General features: G+C 67.4%; 17 protein-coding genes. 12 read left to right on the forward strand and 5 right to left on the reverse strand.

Annotated features, from left to right (window positions below):
* The first annotated feature begins 57 nt into the window (after positions 1–57).
* The 5 genes from phoU to FL625_RS12460 all read left to right on the forward strand — a co-directional run bounded on the left by phoU (position 58) and on the right by FL625_RS12460 (position 4,137).
* Positions 58–762 (forward strand): phosphate signaling complex protein PhoU, encoded by a 705-nt coding sequence (gene phoU / locus FL625_RS12440; protein WP_149589006.1) that lies wholly within the window; start codon positions 58–60, stop codon positions 760–762.
* Positions 763–952: 190 nt separating this feature from the next.
* Positions 953–1,372: a RidA family protein gene (locus tag FL625_RS12445; protein ID WP_149589007.1), complete on the forward strand. Its 420-nt coding sequence runs from the start codon at positions 953–955 to the stop codon at positions 1,370–1,372.
* A 10-nt stretch (positions 1,373–1,382) separates the two neighbouring features.
* Positions 1,383–2,054 (forward strand): DUF1028 domain-containing protein, encoded by a 672-nt coding sequence (locus FL625_RS12450; protein ID WP_149589008.1) that lies wholly within the window; start codon positions 1,383–1,385, stop codon positions 2,052–2,054.
* A 102-nt stretch (positions 2,055–2,156) separates the two neighbouring features.
* A complete protein-coding gene (locus tag FL625_RS12455) occupies positions 2,157–3,371 on the forward strand; it encodes a flavin-containing monooxygenase (RefSeq protein WP_149589009.1) in 1,215 nt (404 codons plus the stop codon).
* Between the two features lie 61 nt (positions 3,372–3,432).
* Positions 3,433–4,137 (forward strand): hypothetical protein, encoded by a 705-nt coding sequence (locus FL625_RS12460; protein ID WP_149589010.1) that lies wholly within the window; start codon positions 3,433–3,435, stop codon positions 4,135–4,137.
* A gap of 3 nt (positions 4,138–4,140) precedes the next feature.
* Here FL625_RS12460 and hppD read toward each other — a convergent pair whose 3' ends face one another.
* Positions 4,141–5,235 carry a 4-hydroxyphenylpyruvate dioxygenase gene (hppD, locus tag FL625_RS12465; protein WP_149589011.1) on the reverse strand — a complete coding sequence of 365 codons (1,095 nt, stop codon included), beginning with the start codon at positions 5,233–5,235 and terminating at the stop codon, positions 4,141–4,143.
* Between the two features lie 134 nt (positions 5,236–5,369).
* Between hppD and FL625_RS12470 the strand changes: the two genes are divergently transcribed.
* Positions 5,370–5,825, forward strand: coding sequence for an Lrp/AsnC family transcriptional regulator (locus FL625_RS12470; protein WP_149589012.1), 456 nt, complete (start codon positions 5,370–5,372; stop codon positions 5,823–5,825).
* Here FL625_RS12470 and FL625_RS12475 read toward each other — a convergent pair.
* The gene (locus FL625_RS12475; RefSeq protein WP_149589013.1) at positions 5,814–6,395 is read right to left on the reverse strand and encodes a TetR/AcrR family transcriptional regulator; all 582 of its coding nucleotides are present in this window, start codon (positions 6,393–6,395) and stop codon (positions 5,814–5,816) included. The genes FL625_RS12470 and FL625_RS12475 overlap by 12 nt on opposite strands.
* Positions 6,396–6,493: 98 nt before the next feature.
* On the opposite strand from FL625_RS12475, the gene FL625_RS12480 reads away from it, so the two are divergent.
* From FL625_RS12480 to FL625_RS12505, 6 genes are all read left to right on the forward strand, one after another.
* Positions 6,494–6,919 (forward strand): ABA4-like family protein, encoded by a 426-nt coding sequence (locus FL625_RS12480; protein WP_149589014.1) that lies wholly within the window; start codon positions 6,494–6,496, stop codon positions 6,917–6,919.
* The gene (locus FL625_RS12485) at positions 6,916–7,686 is read left to right on the forward strand and encodes a hypothetical protein (RefSeq protein WP_149589015.1); all 771 of its coding nucleotides are present in this window, start codon (positions 6,916–6,918) and stop codon (positions 7,684–7,686) included. Before FL625_RS12480 ends, FL625_RS12485 begins: the two co-directional genes overlap by 4 nt.
* A gap of 55 nt (positions 7,687–7,741) precedes the next feature.
* Positions 7,742–10,903 (forward strand): valine--tRNA ligase, encoded by a 3,162-nt coding sequence (locus FL625_RS12490; RefSeq protein WP_149589092.1) that lies wholly within the window; start codon positions 7,742–7,744, stop codon positions 10,901–10,903.
* Between the two features lie 69 nt (positions 10,904–10,972).
* Positions 10,973–11,383 (forward strand): hypothetical protein, encoded by a 411-nt coding sequence (locus FL625_RS12495; RefSeq protein ID WP_149589016.1) that lies wholly within the window; start codon positions 10,973–10,975, stop codon positions 11,381–11,383.
* Positions 11,384–11,435: 52 nt separating this feature from the next.
* Complete coding sequence (locus tag FL625_RS12500; RefSeq protein WP_149589017.1) at positions 11,436–11,765, forward strand: DnaJ family domain-containing protein; 330 nt, start codon at positions 11,436–11,438, stop codon at positions 11,763–11,765.
* 40 nt (positions 11,766–11,805) lie between these two features.
* Complete coding sequence (locus tag FL625_RS12505; protein WP_149589018.1) at positions 11,806–12,906, forward strand: pyridoxal phosphate-dependent aminotransferase; 1,101 nt, start codon at positions 11,806–11,808, stop codon at positions 12,904–12,906.
* Here the strand turns inward: FL625_RS12505 and FL625_RS12510 are convergent, their stop codons facing one another.
* The 3 genes from FL625_RS12510 to FL625_RS12520 form a co-directional block, all read right to left on the reverse strand.
* Complete coding sequence (locus FL625_RS12510) at positions 12,907–13,290, reverse strand: DUF4177 domain-containing protein (protein ID WP_149589019.1); 384 nt, start codon at positions 13,288–13,290, stop codon at positions 12,907–12,909.
* Between the two features lie 110 nt (positions 13,291–13,400).
* Positions 13,401–14,912, reverse strand: coding sequence for an Asp-tRNA(Asn)/Glu-tRNA(Gln) amidotransferase subunit GatB (gene gatB, locus FL625_RS12515; RefSeq protein WP_149589020.1), 1,512 nt, complete (start codon positions 14,910–14,912; stop codon positions 13,401–13,403).
* A gap of 68 nt (positions 14,913–14,980) precedes the next feature.
* The gene (locus FL625_RS12520; protein WP_149589021.1) at positions 14,981–16,087 is read right to left on the reverse strand and encodes a hypothetical protein; all 1,107 of its coding nucleotides are present in this window, start codon (positions 16,085–16,087) and stop codon (positions 14,981–14,983) included.
* Positions 16,088–16,091 lie beyond the last annotated feature (4 nt).

Genomic DNA, 16,091 nt, shown 5'->3' on the forward strand with positions numbered 1-16,091 from the left:
GAAAGACCCCCGGACCGAATCCTACATCACCGGCCGCATCGGCTAAGGAGCCCGACGATGACCGAAAGCGACCAGCACATCCTCTCGGCCTTCGACCGGGATCTCGAGGCCCTGCAGGCCCATTTCATCCGCCTGTCCGGCCTGGCCGAAACCGCGCTGACCGAGGCCGCCAGGGCGCTCGAGACCCATGACCTCGCCGCCGCCGACAAGGTGATCGCCGCCGACGCCGCCATCGACGAGCTGGAAGAGTTCATCCAGATGGAGGCCGCCAGCATCATCGCCCGCCGCGCGCCGACCGCCGTTGACCTGCGCCGCCTCCTCGCGGTGATGCGGGCCGCCCACAGCCTGGAACGGGTCGGCGACTATGCCAAGAACGTGGCCAAGCGCACCCGCGTCCTGCCGCCGTCCGCCCCCGTGGAAGGCCACGCCGGCACGATCCGCCGCATGTGCGCGCTCGTCGTCCGCCTTCTGGACGAGGCCACCCGCGCGCTGGTGACGAAGGATGCGGACCTTGCCGCCTCGGTGCGCAAGCGCGATCTCGATATCGACCAGATGTACAACACCCTGTTCCGCTCGCTCTTCACCTACATGATGGAAAGCCCGGCCAACATCGGACCGTCGATGCACCTGCATTTCATCGCCAAGAACATCGAACGCGCCGGAGACCACGCCACGACCATCGCCGAACAGGCGCTCTATCTCGCCACCGGCGCCCTGCCCAGCGATCCCCGCCCCAAGGCCGGCCTCGACGTCGAGGGCTGATCCGACCCGACACCGGACAGCATGAGCCCGCCATGGCCCTTGCCACGGCGGGCGTCCTGGTTTCATCTGTCCGCAAATATCCCCGCCGGAGGCACGTCCGAGCCGGTTGTGCCGCAGGCACAGAGGCGAGACGAAGGCTCGCGCGGAACGCGCTCGATTCACCCGCCGCCAAGGCCAGCAGGACCCGACGATGACCCACTTTCGCCACCGCAAGTTCAACACCCGCGACACCTACCCCGAACAGAAGCTCGACAACGACCTCGCCCAGGCCGTGGTGGCGCGCGGCCGGATCGTGTTCCTGCGCGGCCAGTGCCCTCAGGACCTGGACACCGCGAAGGACATCGGCAGCCATGACCCGGTCGAACAGACCCACAAGGTGATGCAGAACATCCGCCAGCTGCTGGAAGAGGTCGGCGGCCGGATGGAGCATCTCTGCAAGATCGTCGTCTACCTCACCGACGTCCGCCACCGCGAGGCGGTCTATCGCACCATGGGCGAATACATCAGGGGCGTGCATCCGGTCTCGACCGGGGTCGTCGTTACCGCGCTCGCGCGCCCCTCCTGGCTCGTGGAGATCGACGGCACCGCCGTCATCCCGGACGAAGAGTGAAGGGCGGCGCATGACCTTCTCCATCGTCGCCCGCTGCGCCCGGACCGGGCAGTTCGGCATGGCCATCTCCTCGTCCTCCCCCGCCGTCGCGGCGCGCTGCACCCATGTCCGGGCCGGCGTCGGCGCGGTCGCCAGCCAGAACATCACCGACCCGGCGCTCGGGCCGCTCATGCTCGACCAGCTCGAGGCCGGGCTTTCCGCCGCCGAGGCGCTGGCCGCCGTCGCGGACGGCCGCCCGCATATAGACTATCGCCAGCTTCTGGTGGTCGATGCCGCGGGCCGGACGGCCATCCATTCCGGTCGCCAGGTGCTGGGCCTCTGGGGCGAGGCCCGCGCCACCGATTGCGCCGCCGGGGGAAACCTGCTGGCGGGTGAGCTGGTGCCCATGGCTATGGTCGAGGCCTTCACCGGGGCGACGGGGCATCTGGGGGAACGGCTGATGCGGGCGCTCGAGGCCGGGCTTGCCGCCGGGGGCGAGGCCGGGCCGGTCCATTCGGCCGGGCTGAAGGTCGCCGACCGGTTGTCTTGGCCGGTGGTGGACTTGCGGATCGACTGGGCAGACAACCCCATCGGCATGCTGCGCGCGGCCTGGGATGTCTATGCGCCGCAGATGGCGGCCTACGTCCAGCGCGCCGAGGATCCGACCCTTGCCCCCTCCTACGGGGTGCCGGGAGATGAATAGGTCCGGTCTGTCCACGGTGGACATTTCCAAAAGTCACATGGGAATCAAGAACATGCTCGCGGACGTTTACGGAAGCTTAACCCTGGGGAAAGGGGCTTGCGCATGACCGAAACCGTCCACACGCTGGTCATAGGCGGCGGCCAGGCGGGGGTTGCTGCGTCGGCCCACTTGCAGAAGCACGGCATCCCCCACCTCGTCCTCGAACGCGACCGCATCGCCGAACGCTGGCGCAGCTGGCGCTGGGACAGCCTGGTCGCGAACGGCCCCGCCTGGCACGACCGCTTCCCCGAAGCCGAGTTCGAAGGGATCGACCCCGAGGCCTTCGCCCCAAAGGAGGCGGTCGCCGACTATTTCGAACGTTTCGCCCGCGACCGCGCCCTGCCGGTCCGCACGGGGGTGGAAGTGACCCGGCTGGAACGCAGCGGCGACGGCTTCCGCGCCACCACCTCGGCTGGCCCGGTCGAGGCGCGGAACGTCATCGTCGCGACCGGCCCGTTCCAGGTGCCGGTCATCCCGACCGCGATCTCCGACCCCGGGATCACCCAGCTCCATTCCAACAGCTACCGCAACCCCGGCGCGCTGCCAGAGGGCGCAGTGCTGGTGGTCGGCGCCGGATCCTCGGGCGCGCAGATCGCCGAGGAACTGGTGCGCGCGGGGCGGCGGGTGTATCTCTCGGTCGGCCCGCACGACCGCCCGCCGCGCCGCTACCGGGGGCAGGATTTCGTCTGGTGGCTGGGCAAGCTCGGCAAGTGGGACATGAAGGCGCCCACGCCGGGAACCGAACACATCACCATCGCCGTCTCGGGCGCCTATGGCGGGCACACGATGGACTTCCGCCGCCTGGCGGGCCTCGGCGTCACGCTCCTCGGCCGGGCCGGCGCCTGCACCGACGGCGTCCTGCAGCTGGCCGACGACCTGCAAGCCAACATGGAGGCCGGGGACCGCAACTACCTTTCGGTGCTCGACGAGGCCGACGCCTATGCCGCAGCCCATGGCCTCGACCTGCCCGAGGAACCTCAGGCGCGGCAGCTCGGGCCCCTGCCCGACTGCGTGACCAATCCGATCCTCGCCCTGGATCTGAAATCCGCCGGCATCTCGACCGTGATCTGGGCCACCGGCTTCCGGCTGGATTTCGGCTGGATCGATCTCGACATCTTCCGCCCCGACGGCCGCCCGCGCCACCAGGACGGCGTGACCGAGGTGCCCGGGCTCTACTTCATCGGCCTGCCCTGGCTGTCCTGCCGGGGGTCCGCCTTCATCTGGGGCGCCTGGACCGACGCCGAACGGCTGGCCGCGCATATCGCCGCGCGCGGATGAACGCCGCGACAGAGGTCGCGGATCGTGGCAGACTGTCGCGGCGCAGCCCCTGAGGCCGACCATGCGACTCATCCCTGCCCTGACCCTTTCGGCGATGCTGGCGGCCTGTGCCAGCGTGAACTACGGCACCATCGACGAAGGCACATTCTCAGGAGAAGTCGCGGTTGTCTGGCTGCGCGGCACCGCATCGCTGGGCGACGGCACCTTCATCTATGTGCCGACTCCGAACCGACCTCTGACCTTCACCCGACCAGAGGGCGAAACTGCCGGAAAGACCATCACGCCGCCGATGATGTACACGGACGGCGGCTCGGTGCCGGGTCTGGCCCGTGCCTTCCGCGGCTTCACCCCCTGGAACTATGGCCCGGCCTATATCGTGCATGACTGGGTGTTCATGGCCCGCCAGTGCCTGAACGCGGGCAGGACCGATCCGGTCTATCGGGCACTTGAGGATCTGACCTTCCAGGACTCGGCCGAGATCATCGCAGAAAGCATCAAGGCGCTGGAGACATCGGGGCGCGTCAAGGCGGGCGACATCTCGGGGCCGGGTGTCACCTATGCGGTCACCAGCCCCTTTTCGCACGCGCTGTGGCGCAAGGCCGCCTGCGAGGAAGTGACGCCCGGACATCGCAGCATGGCGCTGGAAGCCGTCGGCCGCAAACCCGAGGTCGGCGATGCCTCGCGCCTGCGCATCCTGGCCGGACCGGACGGCGCCCGGCAGGCGGCGCAGGCCGTGGTGGTGGCGGTCTCGCGTTTCGACGAATGAACCTCAGGACGCCTTCAGGACACCCCGGTCGATCTGGTCCTGCTCGATCGATTCGAAGAGCGCGCGGAAGTTTCCTTCGCCGAACCCCTCGTCGCCCTTGCGCTGGATGAACTCGAAGAAGATCGGTCCGATCACGGTCTTCGAGAAGATCTGCAACAGGATCTTCGTCTCGCCCCCGTCCACGACCCCCTCGCCGTCGATCAGGATGCCGTGCTTCGCCAGCTTCTCGATCGGCTCCTCATGCCCCGCGACGCGGGATTTCGACAGCTCGTAATAGGCCACCGGCGGCTTCGGCATGAACTTCAGCCCCGCCTCGGCGATGGCATCGGTCGAGGCATAGATGTCGTCGGTGCCGACCGCGATGTGCTGGATCCCCTCGCCCTTGTAGCGCTTGAGATATTCCACGATCTGTCCGGTCTCGCCGCGATCCTCGTTGATCGGGATGCGGATGCGGCCGCAGGGGCTGGTCAGCGCGCGGGAGTGGAGACCGGTATATTTGCCCTCGATGTCGAAAAACCGGATCTGGCGGAAGTTGAACAGCCGGCCGTAGAAGTCGAACCAGGTGTCCATGTTGCCGCGATGGACATTGTGGGTCAGGTGGTCGAGGTAGTGGAAGCCCACCCCCTTCGGCTTCGGGGGTCCGATCCAGTCGAACTCGGCGTCGTAGGGGTTCGCATCGCCGTAGCGGTCGGTGAAATAGATCAGCGAGCCGCCGATGCCGACGATCGCCGGAAGGTCCAGGGTTTTCTGCGGTCCTTCAAAGGGTTCCGCGCCGTTCTTCACGGCATGGTTGAAGGCATGCGCCGCATCCGCCACCCGCCAGCCCATCGCCGGCGCGCAGGGGCCGTGCTCATCGACGAAGCGGCGGGCATGGCTGCCGGGCTCGTCGTTCAGGATGTAGGTGATGTCGCCCTGCTGCCAGAGCTCCACCGCCTTGGTCCGGTGGCGGGCCGTCAGGCTGTAGCCCATCTTCGCGAACAGCGAACGCAACTCGTCCGGGTTCGGATGGGCGAATTCGACGAATTCGAAGCCATCGGTCCCGGCGGGGTTCTCGGCCGAGATCACGGCGCGGGGGGCGGTGTGCGGAAAGGGACCCATGGCTGCCTCCGGTCAGGGGGTTATGCGCATAATCTGGCACGGATCCGGCGCCGATGGCGCGCATCTTTCGGCTTGAAATCGTGTGAACATGCGCGATCCTGTCGCAATATGAACGTTTCGCGCGAAAGTATCGCATGCTGGACGAAACCGATTCCCGCCTTCTCGCCGCTGTGCAGGCCGATGCCCGGATCACCGCCGAGGACCTGGGCGCGCGGCTGAACCTGTCGGCAAGCCAGGCCGCCCGCCGCCGCGCGCGGCTGGAGGCCGAGGGCGTGATCGCCGGCTACAGCGCCCGGCTGTCGCCCGAGCGGCTGGGGCTGGCGGTGCAGGCCTTCGTCAGCGTGCAGATGGCCGACCATGCCCCCGAGACCGCTGCCGCCTTCCTGCGCCTGATCGCCACCCTGCCCGAGGTCACGGCCTGCTGGACCCTGACCGGCGAGGCCGACTACCTCCTGCGGGTCTGGTGCACCGACCTGGCCGCACTGAACGACCTGATCCACCACCGCCTGTTGCCGAACCCTGCTGTCGCCCGGGTGCAAAGCCAGATCGTGATGGCGCAACCCAAGCCCGATTCGGGGTTACCCGTCTGACGCGGGCAGGCAGCGCGAGAGCACGGCGCGGATCATCGCCTCACGCTCCTCGGGCGATTTTCCCTGCAAGGTTCGCATCTTCTGGCCGGCAGAGAGATCGGCAATACCGTGGCTGGTGGCCCAGAGCGCGATCACGTCGGTCTCTCCTCCGCCCAGCGTGGCGACCAGTCCGACAAGGTGGTCGTAGGCCCGGTTCGCAGCGGCAAGCAGATCGGGCGCGGCAAAATCGGGCCGGGCCGAGGAGAAGATCAGCCGGAACAGCGCCGGTCGGGCCAGCGCGAACTCCAGATAGCCGAGCCCCGCCCGGACCGCCCGGTCACGATCGTCCGTCGCCCCCACCTCGCGCGCATCCAGCGTATCCTGGAACCGGGTGAACCCTTCCGTGGCCAGCGCCGTCAGAAGGCCGACCGTGTCGCCGAAATGATGCGCCGGGGCGGCATGGCTGACCCCGGCCCGCTTGGCCACCGAGCGCAGGGAAAACCCCTCGACGCCCTTCTCGGTCAACTCCTCCTCGGCCGCCGTCAGCAGGGCCGCCCGCAGATCGCCGTGGTGATAGGGTCTTTCCGCCATGCCCAAGGCGTAACGCCCAATCTTTCCATCGTAAAGATTTTTCTTGACGCTCCGCCGCGCGGCGGCTAATCCTGACACTGTAAAGATGCGAGGCTGCAATGACCCCCGACGCCTTGTTCCAGATCGCCAATCCCCTCGCCCTCCTGGGCTGGCTGGCGCTGCTTGCCAGCCCGCTGGCACCCCGGGCCGCGCACGCCGTGGCCGGGGCGGCAATCCCGCTTCTGTTGTCGCTCGCCTATGCCGGGCTGGTCCTGGCCTTCTGGTGGCAGGCGCCGGGCGGCTTCGGGTCGCTGCCCGAGGTGATGCGGCTTTTCACCCACCCCCAGATCGCGCTGGCGGGCTGGCTGCATTACCTGGCCTTCGACCTCTTCCTCGGCGCCTGGGAGGTCCGCACCGCCCGGGCCGAGGGCATCCCGCACTGGGCGCTGGTCCCCTGCCTTGTCCTGACCTTCCTCTTCGGTCCCGCGGGCCTGCTGGCCTTCGCGATCCTGCGTTTCACCCTTGTCCGAAAGGTCCTGCCATGACCGCCACCCTCACCGCCCCTCGCCTTGCCGTCCTGTCGCGGCCCGACCCCCTGCTCCTGCGTCTGACCTGGTTCGTCGCGCTGACCGCGCTGCCCCTGATGGTGGCCTCCGGGCTGGACGGCCGGCTGTTCCAAGGCGACGACATCTGGCTGAAGCCGCTGAAGTTCCACCTTGCGCTGGTGGTCTATACCGGCACGCTGGCGCTCTTCGGGATGCTCTTGCCCGCGGGCAGCCTCGCCTCGCGCCGCTGGCGTCTCTACCTCGGGCTCGTCACTGCCTGCACCCTGGCCGAGCTTCTCTGGATCGACGGCGCGGCGGCGCTGGGGACGGCCTCGCATTTCAACACGACGGGCTTCGGTTCGGCGCTTTACCCTCTGATGGGGCTCGCCGCCGTCATCCTGACCTCGCTGTCGCTGGCGATGGGGCTGCTGTTCTGGCGCGAGCGGCAGGATGCGCTGCACCTGTCGATCGCGCTGGGTCTGATCCTGACCTTCGTGCTGACCGTCCCGGCCGCGGGAACGCTGGCGAACAACCCCGGCCACCTCGTCGGCACGCCGGTGACCGGCGCGCGCTTTCCCTTCTTCGGCTGGTCGGCCGAGGTCGGGGACCTGCGCCTGCCGCATTTCCTGGCCACCCACGCGATGCACGCGGTTCCGCTGGCCGGGCTGACCGGCAACCGCACCGCAGTCTGGGCCACGGCGGCCGGCTTCACCGCGCTGGTCGGCTGGTGCCTTGTCCGCGCGCTTCAGGGTCTGCCGCCCTTCTGACTTTCCCTCCGGCGCGGGTCACGCTAGAACCCGCGCGGACAAGGGGATGAGCCACATGCCGATGGAAAAGACCTTCAACGCCGCCGAGGCCGAAGCCCGCATCTCGAAGCTCTGGCTCGACGCCAGGGCCTTCCGCGCCGGCGCCAATGCCAGGCCGGGGCGCCCCACCTTTTCCGTCATGATCCCGCCGCCGAACGTTACCGGCAGCCTTCACATGGGCCATGCCTTCAACAACACGCTGCAGGACATCCTGACGCGCTGGCACCGGATGCAGGGCGACGACACGCTCTGGCAGCCGGGGACGGATCATGCCGGGATCGCGACCCAGATGGTGACCGAGCGGGAGATGGCGCTGAACCAGGAACCCGACCGCCGCACCATGGGGCGCGAGAAATTCACCGCAAGGGTCTGGGAACAGAAGAGAAAGTCGCGCGGGACGATCATCGGCCAGTTGCAGCGGCTGGGCGCTTCCTGCGACTGGGACCGCGAAGCCTTCACCATGTCCGGCGCCCCCGGCGCACCGGCGGGCGAGGAAGGCAACTTCCACGATGCCGTCATCAAGGTCTTCGTCGATCTCTACAACAAGGGCCTGATCTACCGCGGCAAGCGGCTGGTGAACTGGGATCCGCATTTCGAGACGGCCATCTCGGACCTCGAGGTCGAGAACATCGAGGTCCCCGGCCACATGTGGCATTTCAAGTATCCGCTCGCGGGCGGAGAGACCTACATCTACCGCGAGAAGGATGCAGAGGGGAACGTCACCTTCGAGGAAGAGCGCGACTATATCAGCATCGCCACCACCCGGCCCGAGACGATGCTGGGCGACGGCGCGGTCGCGGTTCATCCATCGGATGAACGTTACGCGCCAATTGTCGGGAAACTCTGCGAAATTCCGGTGGGACCGAAAGAGCACCGCCGCCTGATCCCGATCATCGCCGACGAATACCCCGACCCCAATTTCGGCTCGGGCGCGGTGAAGATCACCGGGGCGCATGATTTCAACGACTATGGCGTGGCCAAGCGCGCGGGCATCCCCTGCTATCGCCTGATGGACACCCGCGCCCGGATGCGCGACGACGGCCTGCCCTACGCCGAAGCCGCCGAGATCGCGGGCCGCATGTCCCGAGCCTGGCTGGTGGCCAAGGGCTACGCCACCCCCGGCATCGCCGAACAGCCCTTCGAGCTGACCGAGACCGAGATCGACGCCCTGAACCTCGTCCCCGACGAATTGCGCGGGCTGGACCGGTACGAGGCCCGCAAGCGCGTGGTCGAGCAGATCACGGCCGAGGGGCTGGCGGTCACTCACCTGAAGAAATCCGTCGACAAGGAAACCGGCGCCGAGCACCTGGAGCGGGTGCCGTATGTCGAAGCGAAGCCGATCATGCAGCCCTTCGGCGACCGCTCGAAGGTGGTGATCGAGCCGATGCTGACCGACCAGTGGTTCGTCGATACCGCCAAGATTGTCGGCCCCGCGCTCGACGCGGTGCGGACGGGCCGGACGAAGATCATCCCGCCCTCGGGCGAGAAGACCTATTATCACTGGCTGGAAAACATCGAGCCCTGGTGCATCAGCCGCCAGCTGTGGTGGGGGCATCAGATCCCGGTGTGGTATGGCCTTGACTTGTCCGCCCCCGGCTTCCGCGACGACGAGGGCGATGAGGCGCTGGACGAGGTGGAAATCCTCCGCGTCCTCGGCGACGGCGGATATGTCCAGCGCGAGGCGATTTACCATTGCGCGGCCGATGTCGGGTCGGTGACGGAACGCTTCCGCGACAGTCTGGCCACCCTGCCCCATCCGCTGAACCATGCGCGCATCGTGGAAGTCGCCGACCGCGCGGCGGCGGTAGAGGCCCTTGCCGCCTCGCTTGCGGCTTACGAGGTAGAGCAGGACGCGACCAGGCTGGTCTACCCGATCTGGCGCGACGAGGATGTGCTGGACACCTGGTTCTCCTCCGGCCTCTGGCCGATCGGCACGCTCGGCTGGCCGGAACCCACGCCGGAACTGAAGAAATACTTCCCCACCTCGGTCCTCGTGACCGGGCAGGACATCCTCTTCTTCTGGGTCGCCCGGATGATGATGATGCAGTTGGCCGTGGTGAACGACGTGCCCTTCCGCACCGTCTACCTGCATGGCCTCGTCCGCGACGCCAAGGGCAAGAAGATGTCGAAGTCCTTGGGCAACGTCATCGACCCCCTGGAGATCATCGACGAATACGGCGCCGATGCGCTGCGGTTCGCCAATGCGGCAATGGCCTCGCTGGGTGGCGTGCTGAAGCTCGACACCCAGCGCATCGCGGGCTACCGCAACTTCGGCACCAAGCTCTGGAACGCCTGCCGCTTTGCCGAGATGAACGGGGTCTGGGAAGGTCACGCGACCGGCCCCGCCCCCAGCCCCAAGGCCACCGCGAACAAGTGGATCATCGGCGAAACCGCCAGGGCTCTGGCCGAGGTCAACGAGGCGCTGGAGAACTTCCGCTTCGACCAGGCGGCGGATGCGCTGTACAAATTCGTCTGGGGCAAGGTCTGCGACTGGTATGTCGAATTCGCCAAGCCCCTGTTCGACGGCCCCGACGCGCAGGAAACCCGCCAGACCATGGCCTGGGTCCTCGACCAGTCGATGATCCTGCTGCACCCCTTCATGCCCTTCATCACCGAGGAACTCTGGGGCACCACCGGCAAACGCGAGAAACTCCTGGTCCACACCGACTGGCCGGAGCTTCCCGCCAGCCTGATCGACCGCGACGCGGAACGCGAAATGACCTTCGTCACCCAGCTCATCGACGACATCCGATCGGCCCGCGCGCAGGTCCATGTCCCCGTGGGCCTGAAGGCCGACCTGGTGGCGACCAGCCTGACCGACGAGGCCCGCGCGGCCTTCCAGAGGAACGAGGCGCTCATCAAGCGCCTCGCCCGGGTGGACAATGTCACCGAAGGCGCGGCCCCCAAGGGCAGCATCGCCGTGGCAGCCGAAGGCGCGGCCTTCGCGATCCCGCTGGAGGGTCTGATCGACATCGCCGAGGAGAAATCCCGCCTGCAAAAGGCGCTGGACAAGCTGATGAAGGAGATCGGCGGCCTCAAGGGCCGGCTGGAGAACCCGAACTTCGTCAAGTCGGCCCCAGAGGACGTGGTGATGGAGGCGACCTCGAACCTCGAGGCGCGGCAGGACGAGGCACAGAAGATCCGCGAAGCGTTGGCCCGCCTGGCCGATCTGGGGTAAGGAAGTCGGACCCAAGCCTTTCCGGGGCCGATGCGTCACAACGATGCCAACCCCGGAAAGGATCCACCCATGCGCCTTGCCCTCGCCATCCTTGCCTTTTCCAGCCTTGCCTCATCCTCCGGCGCCTTGACACCGGAGGTCTTTCCGCAGTTGCGCCTTCCCGGCGGCGAGCCGACGAGGGTTCCGGGGACCGACATCACGCTGACCCTGACCGAGGTCGAGGATCAGCGCTGCCCGACCGGGGTGGATTGCGTCTGGGAGGGGATGATCCGGGTCCATCTTGCCGTCATGCACGATGGGGCAGTTCAGGACATCACGCTCTGCAACCGCTGCGAGGATGCTGCGGATCTTTCCGCAGCCGCGGGACAAACCTTCGGACTCGTCGGTCTTGCGCCCTCGACAGAAGCGCTGGCCAAGCTGGGCAGGACGCCCGAGTTGACCGATTACACGCTGACGGTGAACTACGGCCCGGCAGACTGAGACCTTGCTCCTGCCGGTGGAACCGGTCACAGTCGGGCTGGGAGGCGTTGCGATGTCCTGGCTCTCGCGTCTTGCGGAACGGCAGATCCAGAAGGCCCGTCTGAAGGGGCAGTTGCAGGGGCTTGAGGGCGAAGGCAAGCCGCTGCCCGACCGGCCGGGCGATGCCTTTGTCTCTCCCGGAGATGCGGTGGGGTTCCGCATCATGGCGCAGGCGGGGGTCCTGCCCGAGGAGATCACCCTGAAGAAACAGGTCGCCGCCCAGCGGGAGCGGCTCCAGGCCCTGACCGACGAAGCCGAGCGCAAGGCCGCGATGGCCGAACTGGCACGGCTGGAGATGTTGCAGGCCATTGCCGAGGAATCGCGCCGCAGGTTCCTGCGCTGAGGCTTGCGTGTCGCCCCCGGCCCGTGCCAGCCTCCCGGCCATGAGCCGTTTCCTGACCCACCATGCCGCCGCCCTTCCCTCCACCGTTCCCTTCACCGGCCCCGAGGCGCTGGAGCGCAGGACCGGCATCCCCTTCCGCGCCCGGCTTGGGGCGAACGAAAGCCTGTTCGGCCCCTCCCCCCGGGCCATCGCCGCGATGAAGGCGGTGGCCGAGGACGCCTGGATGTATGGCGATCCGGAAAATCACGATCTGAAACAGGCGCTTGCCGCGCATAACCGGGTAACGCCAAGCCACATCGCCGTCGGGCCGGGGATTGACGGGCTTCTGGGCCTGGTCTGCCGGCTGGTCCTGGAACCGGGGACGCCGGTTGTCACCAGCCTGGGGGCCTATCCGACCTTCAACTTCCACGTCGCAGGCTATGGTGGCGCCCTGACCCGCGTGCCCTACCGCGGCGATCACGAAGACCCGGAGGCTCTGCTGGCCGCGGCGGCATCGACGGGTGCGCGGCTGATCTACCTGGCCAATCCGGACAACCCGATGGGCAGCCATCATCCGGCGGCGGTAATCGAGGACATGGTGGCGAACCTGCCGGAGCAGACGCTCCTGATCCTTGACGAGGCCTATGCCGACCTTGCGCCGCCGGGCACGGTGCCCGACATCCCGGCCGACCATCCGCAGGTCATCCGGATGCGCACCTTTTCCAAGGGCTACGGGCTGGCAGGCGCCCGTGTCGGCTATGCGATCACCAACCCGGACCTGGCGCTGGCCTTCGACAAGGTGCGCGATCATTTCGGCATGGGCCGCATCTCCCAGGCCGGGGCGCTGGCGGCGCTGGCGGACCAGGACTGGCTGCGCAGCGTTCAGGCCCGAACCCTGGCCGCCCGCGCCCGGCTGGCGGCCATTGCCGAGAAGAACGGGTTGCGCCCCCTGCCCTCGGCCACCAACTTCGTGACCATCGACTGCGGACGGGACGGAAACCACGCCCGCAGGGTGCTGGAGGCGCTGGCCATGCGGGGCGTGTTCATCAGGATGCCCGGTGTCGCGCCGCTGGACCGCTGCATAAGGATCAGTCTCGGTGAGGACCCGGCGCTTGATATTCTTGAAGAAGCACTTCCCGCCGCGCTGCAGGACGCTACCTGATCACTCGGCGGCGAGGTCAGGTTTCGCCGGTCCGACGGCCGGGGCCCTGCCGAGTGCCGGTGTCTCGGCCGGGCCAAGTCTGGGTGCAGCAGGCACCGGATCCTGCAAGAGCAGTCGGCCACCGGACGACGCCGTGCCGGCAGACGCGCCAGAAAGGATCCGACGGAAAACCAGAACATTCTGGAACGTTGTCTTGGTGCCGGTCAGCCCGACCCTTTCGTCGCAAGGCAAGGTGTCCGCGCGGACGTAATCCCACCCCTCGGCGCCAAGTTCGTTCATCAGGTTGGTAAGAGCCAGGGCAAAGCGATCCTCGGTGGTCTTGACCCCGCGCGCCTTTTCGCCTCGCCTGGGTGCCGGAATGACCTTGAACTCGAAACGCTGCATCGGGTCTCTCCCGTCCCTGTCCGCAGGAAGACATAGGAGATTCTGCGGCTTGCCGCAAATCACGCCGAGTTTTTCCGGCAGAAGCGCGCCAGATCGGCCACAGCCGGAGGTCAGAGACCCAGCTTGGCCGCCACCATGGCATTGACCGTCGCCGGATTGGCCTTGCCGCCGGTTGCCTTGATGACCTGGCCGGTGAACCAGCCGGCGAGCTTCGGATTTGCCTTGGCTTTCTCGACCTGCTCGGGGTTCGCGGCGATGATCTGGTCCACCGCCGCCTCGATTGCGCCGGTGTCGGTGACCTGCTTCATCCCTCGGGTTTCCACGATCTCTGCCGGGTCGCCGCCTTCGGTATAGACGATCTCGAACAGGTCCTTGGCAATCTTGCCGCTGATCGTGCCGGCGGCGATCAGGTCGATGATCCCGCCCAGCTGGGCGGCCGAGACCGGGCTTTCGGTGATGTCGTGGCCTTCCTTCTTCAGCCGGCCGAACAGTTCGTTGATGACCCAGTTCGCCGCCATCTTGCCGTCGCGGCCCCTGGCCACCGCGTCGAAATAGTTCGCCGCGTCGAGTTCGGCCGTCAGCACATTGGCGTCGTAGTCGGTCAGCCCGTAATCCGCCATGAAGCGCGCCTTCTTGGCGTCCGGCAGTTCCGGCATCCGCGCCTTGATGTCATCCACCCAGGCCTGCTCGATCTCCAGAGGCAAGAGGTCGGGGTCGGGGAAATAGCGGTAGTCGTGCGCCTCTTCCTTCGACCGCATCGAGCGTGTCTCGCCCCTGTCGGGGTCATAGAGCCGGGTTTCCTGCACGACCTCTCCGCCGTCCTCCAGGATGGCGATCTGACGCCGGGCCTCGTACTCGATCGCCTGCTGGATGAAGCGCATCGAGTTCATGTTCTTGATCTCGCAGCGGGTGCCGAGATGGCTGAAATCCTGCGTCTCCTGATACTTCTCGTATGCGCCCGGGCGGCAGACGCTGACGTTCACGTCCGCGCGCAGGTTGCCGTTCTGCATGTTGCCGTCGCAGGTGCCAAGATACCGCAGGATCTGGCGCAGCTTGGTGACATAGGCCGCCGCTTCCTCCGGCCCCCGGATATCCGGGCGGCTGACGATCTCCATCAGCGCGACACCGGTGCGGTTGAAATCGACGAAGGAAAGGTTCGGGTCCATGTCGTGGATCGACTTGCCCGCGTCCTGTTCCAGATGGATGCGTTCGATCCGCACCCGGCGGGCGATGCCGGGGCCCATCTCGACGATCACCTCGCCCTCGCCGACGATCGGGTGGTAGAGCTGGCTGATCTGGTAGCCCTGCGGCAGGTCGGGGTAGAAATAGTTCTTGCGGTCGAAGGCCGAGACGAGATTGATCTGCGCCTTCAGCCCAAGCCCGGTGCGCACCGCCTGTTCGACGCAGAATTCGTTGATGACGGGCAACATCCCCGGCATCGCCGCATCGACGAAGGAGACATTGGAATTGGGCTCCGCCCCGAAGGCGGTGGAGGCGCCGGAGAACAGCTTGGCATTCGAGGACACCTGGGCATGGATCTCCATGCCGATCACCAGTTCCCAGTCGTGCCTGGCCCCGGCGATCACCTTGGGCGCGGGCGCGGTATAGGTCAGGTCAAGCATGGGTCGCCTCCGGCTGCGGTCTTGCCGGCCGGTTTAGGCCGCGCGGGGCGGCAGGGCAAGAGGATGCGTCAGGTGCGCCGGACCAGGGTGCCCAGACCCTCGCCACGCCGCACGATGCGTGCGCCACGCTTCAGGGCCGGGCCGAAGACCTCGGCCATGGCGAAGACCAGGCTTTCGGGCCCCTTCGTCCAGCAATCCATCTGCACCTCGCGCAGCCTGTTCCAGAGCACGTCCGACAGCGCGGCGCGAACCTTGGTCAGCTGCCACGCCGTTTCGGCACCGCCCTTGCGGTAGTCGATCGCAAGGTTGGACAACAGATGCGCCGCGATGTTGGCCCGCTGCTGGCAGCCGGTCGCGGACTGGTAATCGGCGATCGCCTCGCAGAAGTATTCAAGGTCGACCGTCGGCGAGAGGTCGCCCAGGACATCGACCGCGGTGATGTGGTAGATGGCATAGGCCGCCTTGCCGGTGACGCCCTGCGTCATCCGCACGGCGCGGCGGGCCTCGCGTTCGAAGCCCTCCAGCGAGCCATGCCTGCCCGGCAGCATGTCCACCGCATGCGCGGCGTGGGCCTGTGCATCCTCGGGGTCAAGATCGACCCAGTCCTCATACCATTCGCGGCAGACCGAGCCGCCATCCTCGATCCCGGGCAGCAGCGCATAGCGGGTCGCGGCCAGAAGAGGGGACATCTCCTCGATCGGGTCGAACTCCGTGACCAGCGCCTCGGCGCGGTCGTAGTGCGCGGTACACTCGGCCCAGATCTCGCGGGACATCTGGCCTTCCGGGACGGACATGCGCCGGGCCCGGGCCAGGTCGATATGAGCCTGGGCAAGGACCTGGGCAGCGCAGTAGTCGTCCCTGTTGCCCTCGTAAAGGCTTTCAAGCGCCGCAAGCCCGTCCCGCGCGGCGGTCCAGTTGTGCGCGGCAATGGCGACGGACAGGCGGGCACGCATGCCCTCGCTGATCAGCGGCGCCACGCGATGCCCACCGGAGGCCATCACCCGTTCCTGGTCGGTGTAGCGCAGGGCCTCGAGAAGGTCCACCCACTCCCCGGCCGCCGCCATCGCGGCGTGGTCGTCGCGCACGCAGTCCCATTCCGTGCGTTCGGCGCCGATCCGCAGCACCGGCGCGTCAAGCCGGGAGAGCACCTGCTCGGCCGTCAGCCCGTCCGGCATAGGC

This window comes from Tabrizicola flagellatus (assembly GCF_008271465.1).
GTDB classification, from domain to species: Bacteria; Pseudomonadota; Alphaproteobacteria; order Rhodobacterales; family Rhodobacteraceae; genus Tabrizicola; species Tabrizicola flagellata.

Excerpts from the sequence above, each read along its gene's own strand:
- phoU (WP_149589006.1), top strand. The coding sequence starts at position 58 with ATGACCGAAAGCGACCAGCACATCCTCTCGGCCTTCGACCGGGATCTC.
- FL625_RS12445 (WP_149589007.1), top strand. The coding sequence starts at position 953 with ATGACCCACTTTCGCCACCGCAAGTTCAACACCCGCGACACCTACCCC.
- FL625_RS12450 (WP_149589008.1), top strand. The coding sequence starts at position 1,383 with ATGACCTTCTCCATCGTCGCCCGCTGCGCCCGGACCGGGCAGTTCGGC.
- FL625_RS12455 (WP_149589009.1), top strand. The coding sequence starts at position 2,157 with ATGACCGAAACCGTCCACACGCTGGTCATAGGCGGCGGCCAGGCGGGG.
- FL625_RS12460 (WP_149589010.1), top strand. The coding sequence starts at position 3,433 with ATGCGACTCATCCCTGCCCTGACCCTTTCGGCGATGCTGGCGGCCTGT.
- hppD (WP_149589011.1), bottom strand. The coding sequence starts at position 5,235 with ATGGGTCCCTTTCCGCACACCGCCCCCCGCGCCGTGATCTCGGCCGAG.
- FL625_RS12470 (WP_149589012.1), top strand. The coding sequence starts at position 5,370 with ATGCTGGACGAAACCGATTCCCGCCTTCTCGCCGCTGTGCAGGCCGAT.
- FL625_RS12475 (WP_149589013.1), bottom strand. The coding sequence starts at position 6,395 with ATGGCGGAAAGACCCTATCACCACGGCGATCTGCGGGCGGCCCTGCTG.
- FL625_RS12480 (WP_149589014.1), top strand. The coding sequence starts at position 6,494 with ATGACCCCCGACGCCTTGTTCCAGATCGCCAATCCCCTCGCCCTCCTG.
- FL625_RS12485 (WP_149589015.1), top strand. The coding sequence starts at position 6,916 with ATGACCGCCACCCTCACCGCCCCTCGCCTTGCCGTCCTGTCGCGGCCC.
- FL625_RS12490 (WP_149589092.1), top strand. The coding sequence starts at position 7,742 with ATGCCGATGGAAAAGACCTTCAACGCCGCCGAGGCCGAAGCCCGCATC.
- FL625_RS12495 (WP_149589016.1), top strand. The coding sequence starts at position 10,973 with ATGCGCCTTGCCCTCGCCATCCTTGCCTTTTCCAGCCTTGCCTCATCC.
- FL625_RS12500 (WP_149589017.1), top strand. The coding sequence starts at position 11,436 with ATGTCCTGGCTCTCGCGTCTTGCGGAACGGCAGATCCAGAAGGCCCGT.
- FL625_RS12505 (WP_149589018.1), top strand. The coding sequence starts at position 11,806 with ATGAGCCGTTTCCTGACCCACCATGCCGCCGCCCTTCCCTCCACCGTT.
- FL625_RS12510 (WP_149589019.1), bottom strand. The coding sequence starts at position 13,290 with ATGCAGCGTTTCGAGTTCAAGGTCATTCCGGCACCCAGGCGAGGCGAA.
- gatB (WP_149589020.1), bottom strand. The coding sequence starts at position 14,912 with ATGCTTGACCTGACCTATACCGCGCCCGCGCCCAAGGTGATCGCCGGG.
- FL625_RS12520 (WP_149589021.1), bottom strand. The coding sequence starts at position 16,087 with ATGCCGGACGGGCTGACGGCCGAGCAGGTGCTCTCCCGGCTTGACGCG.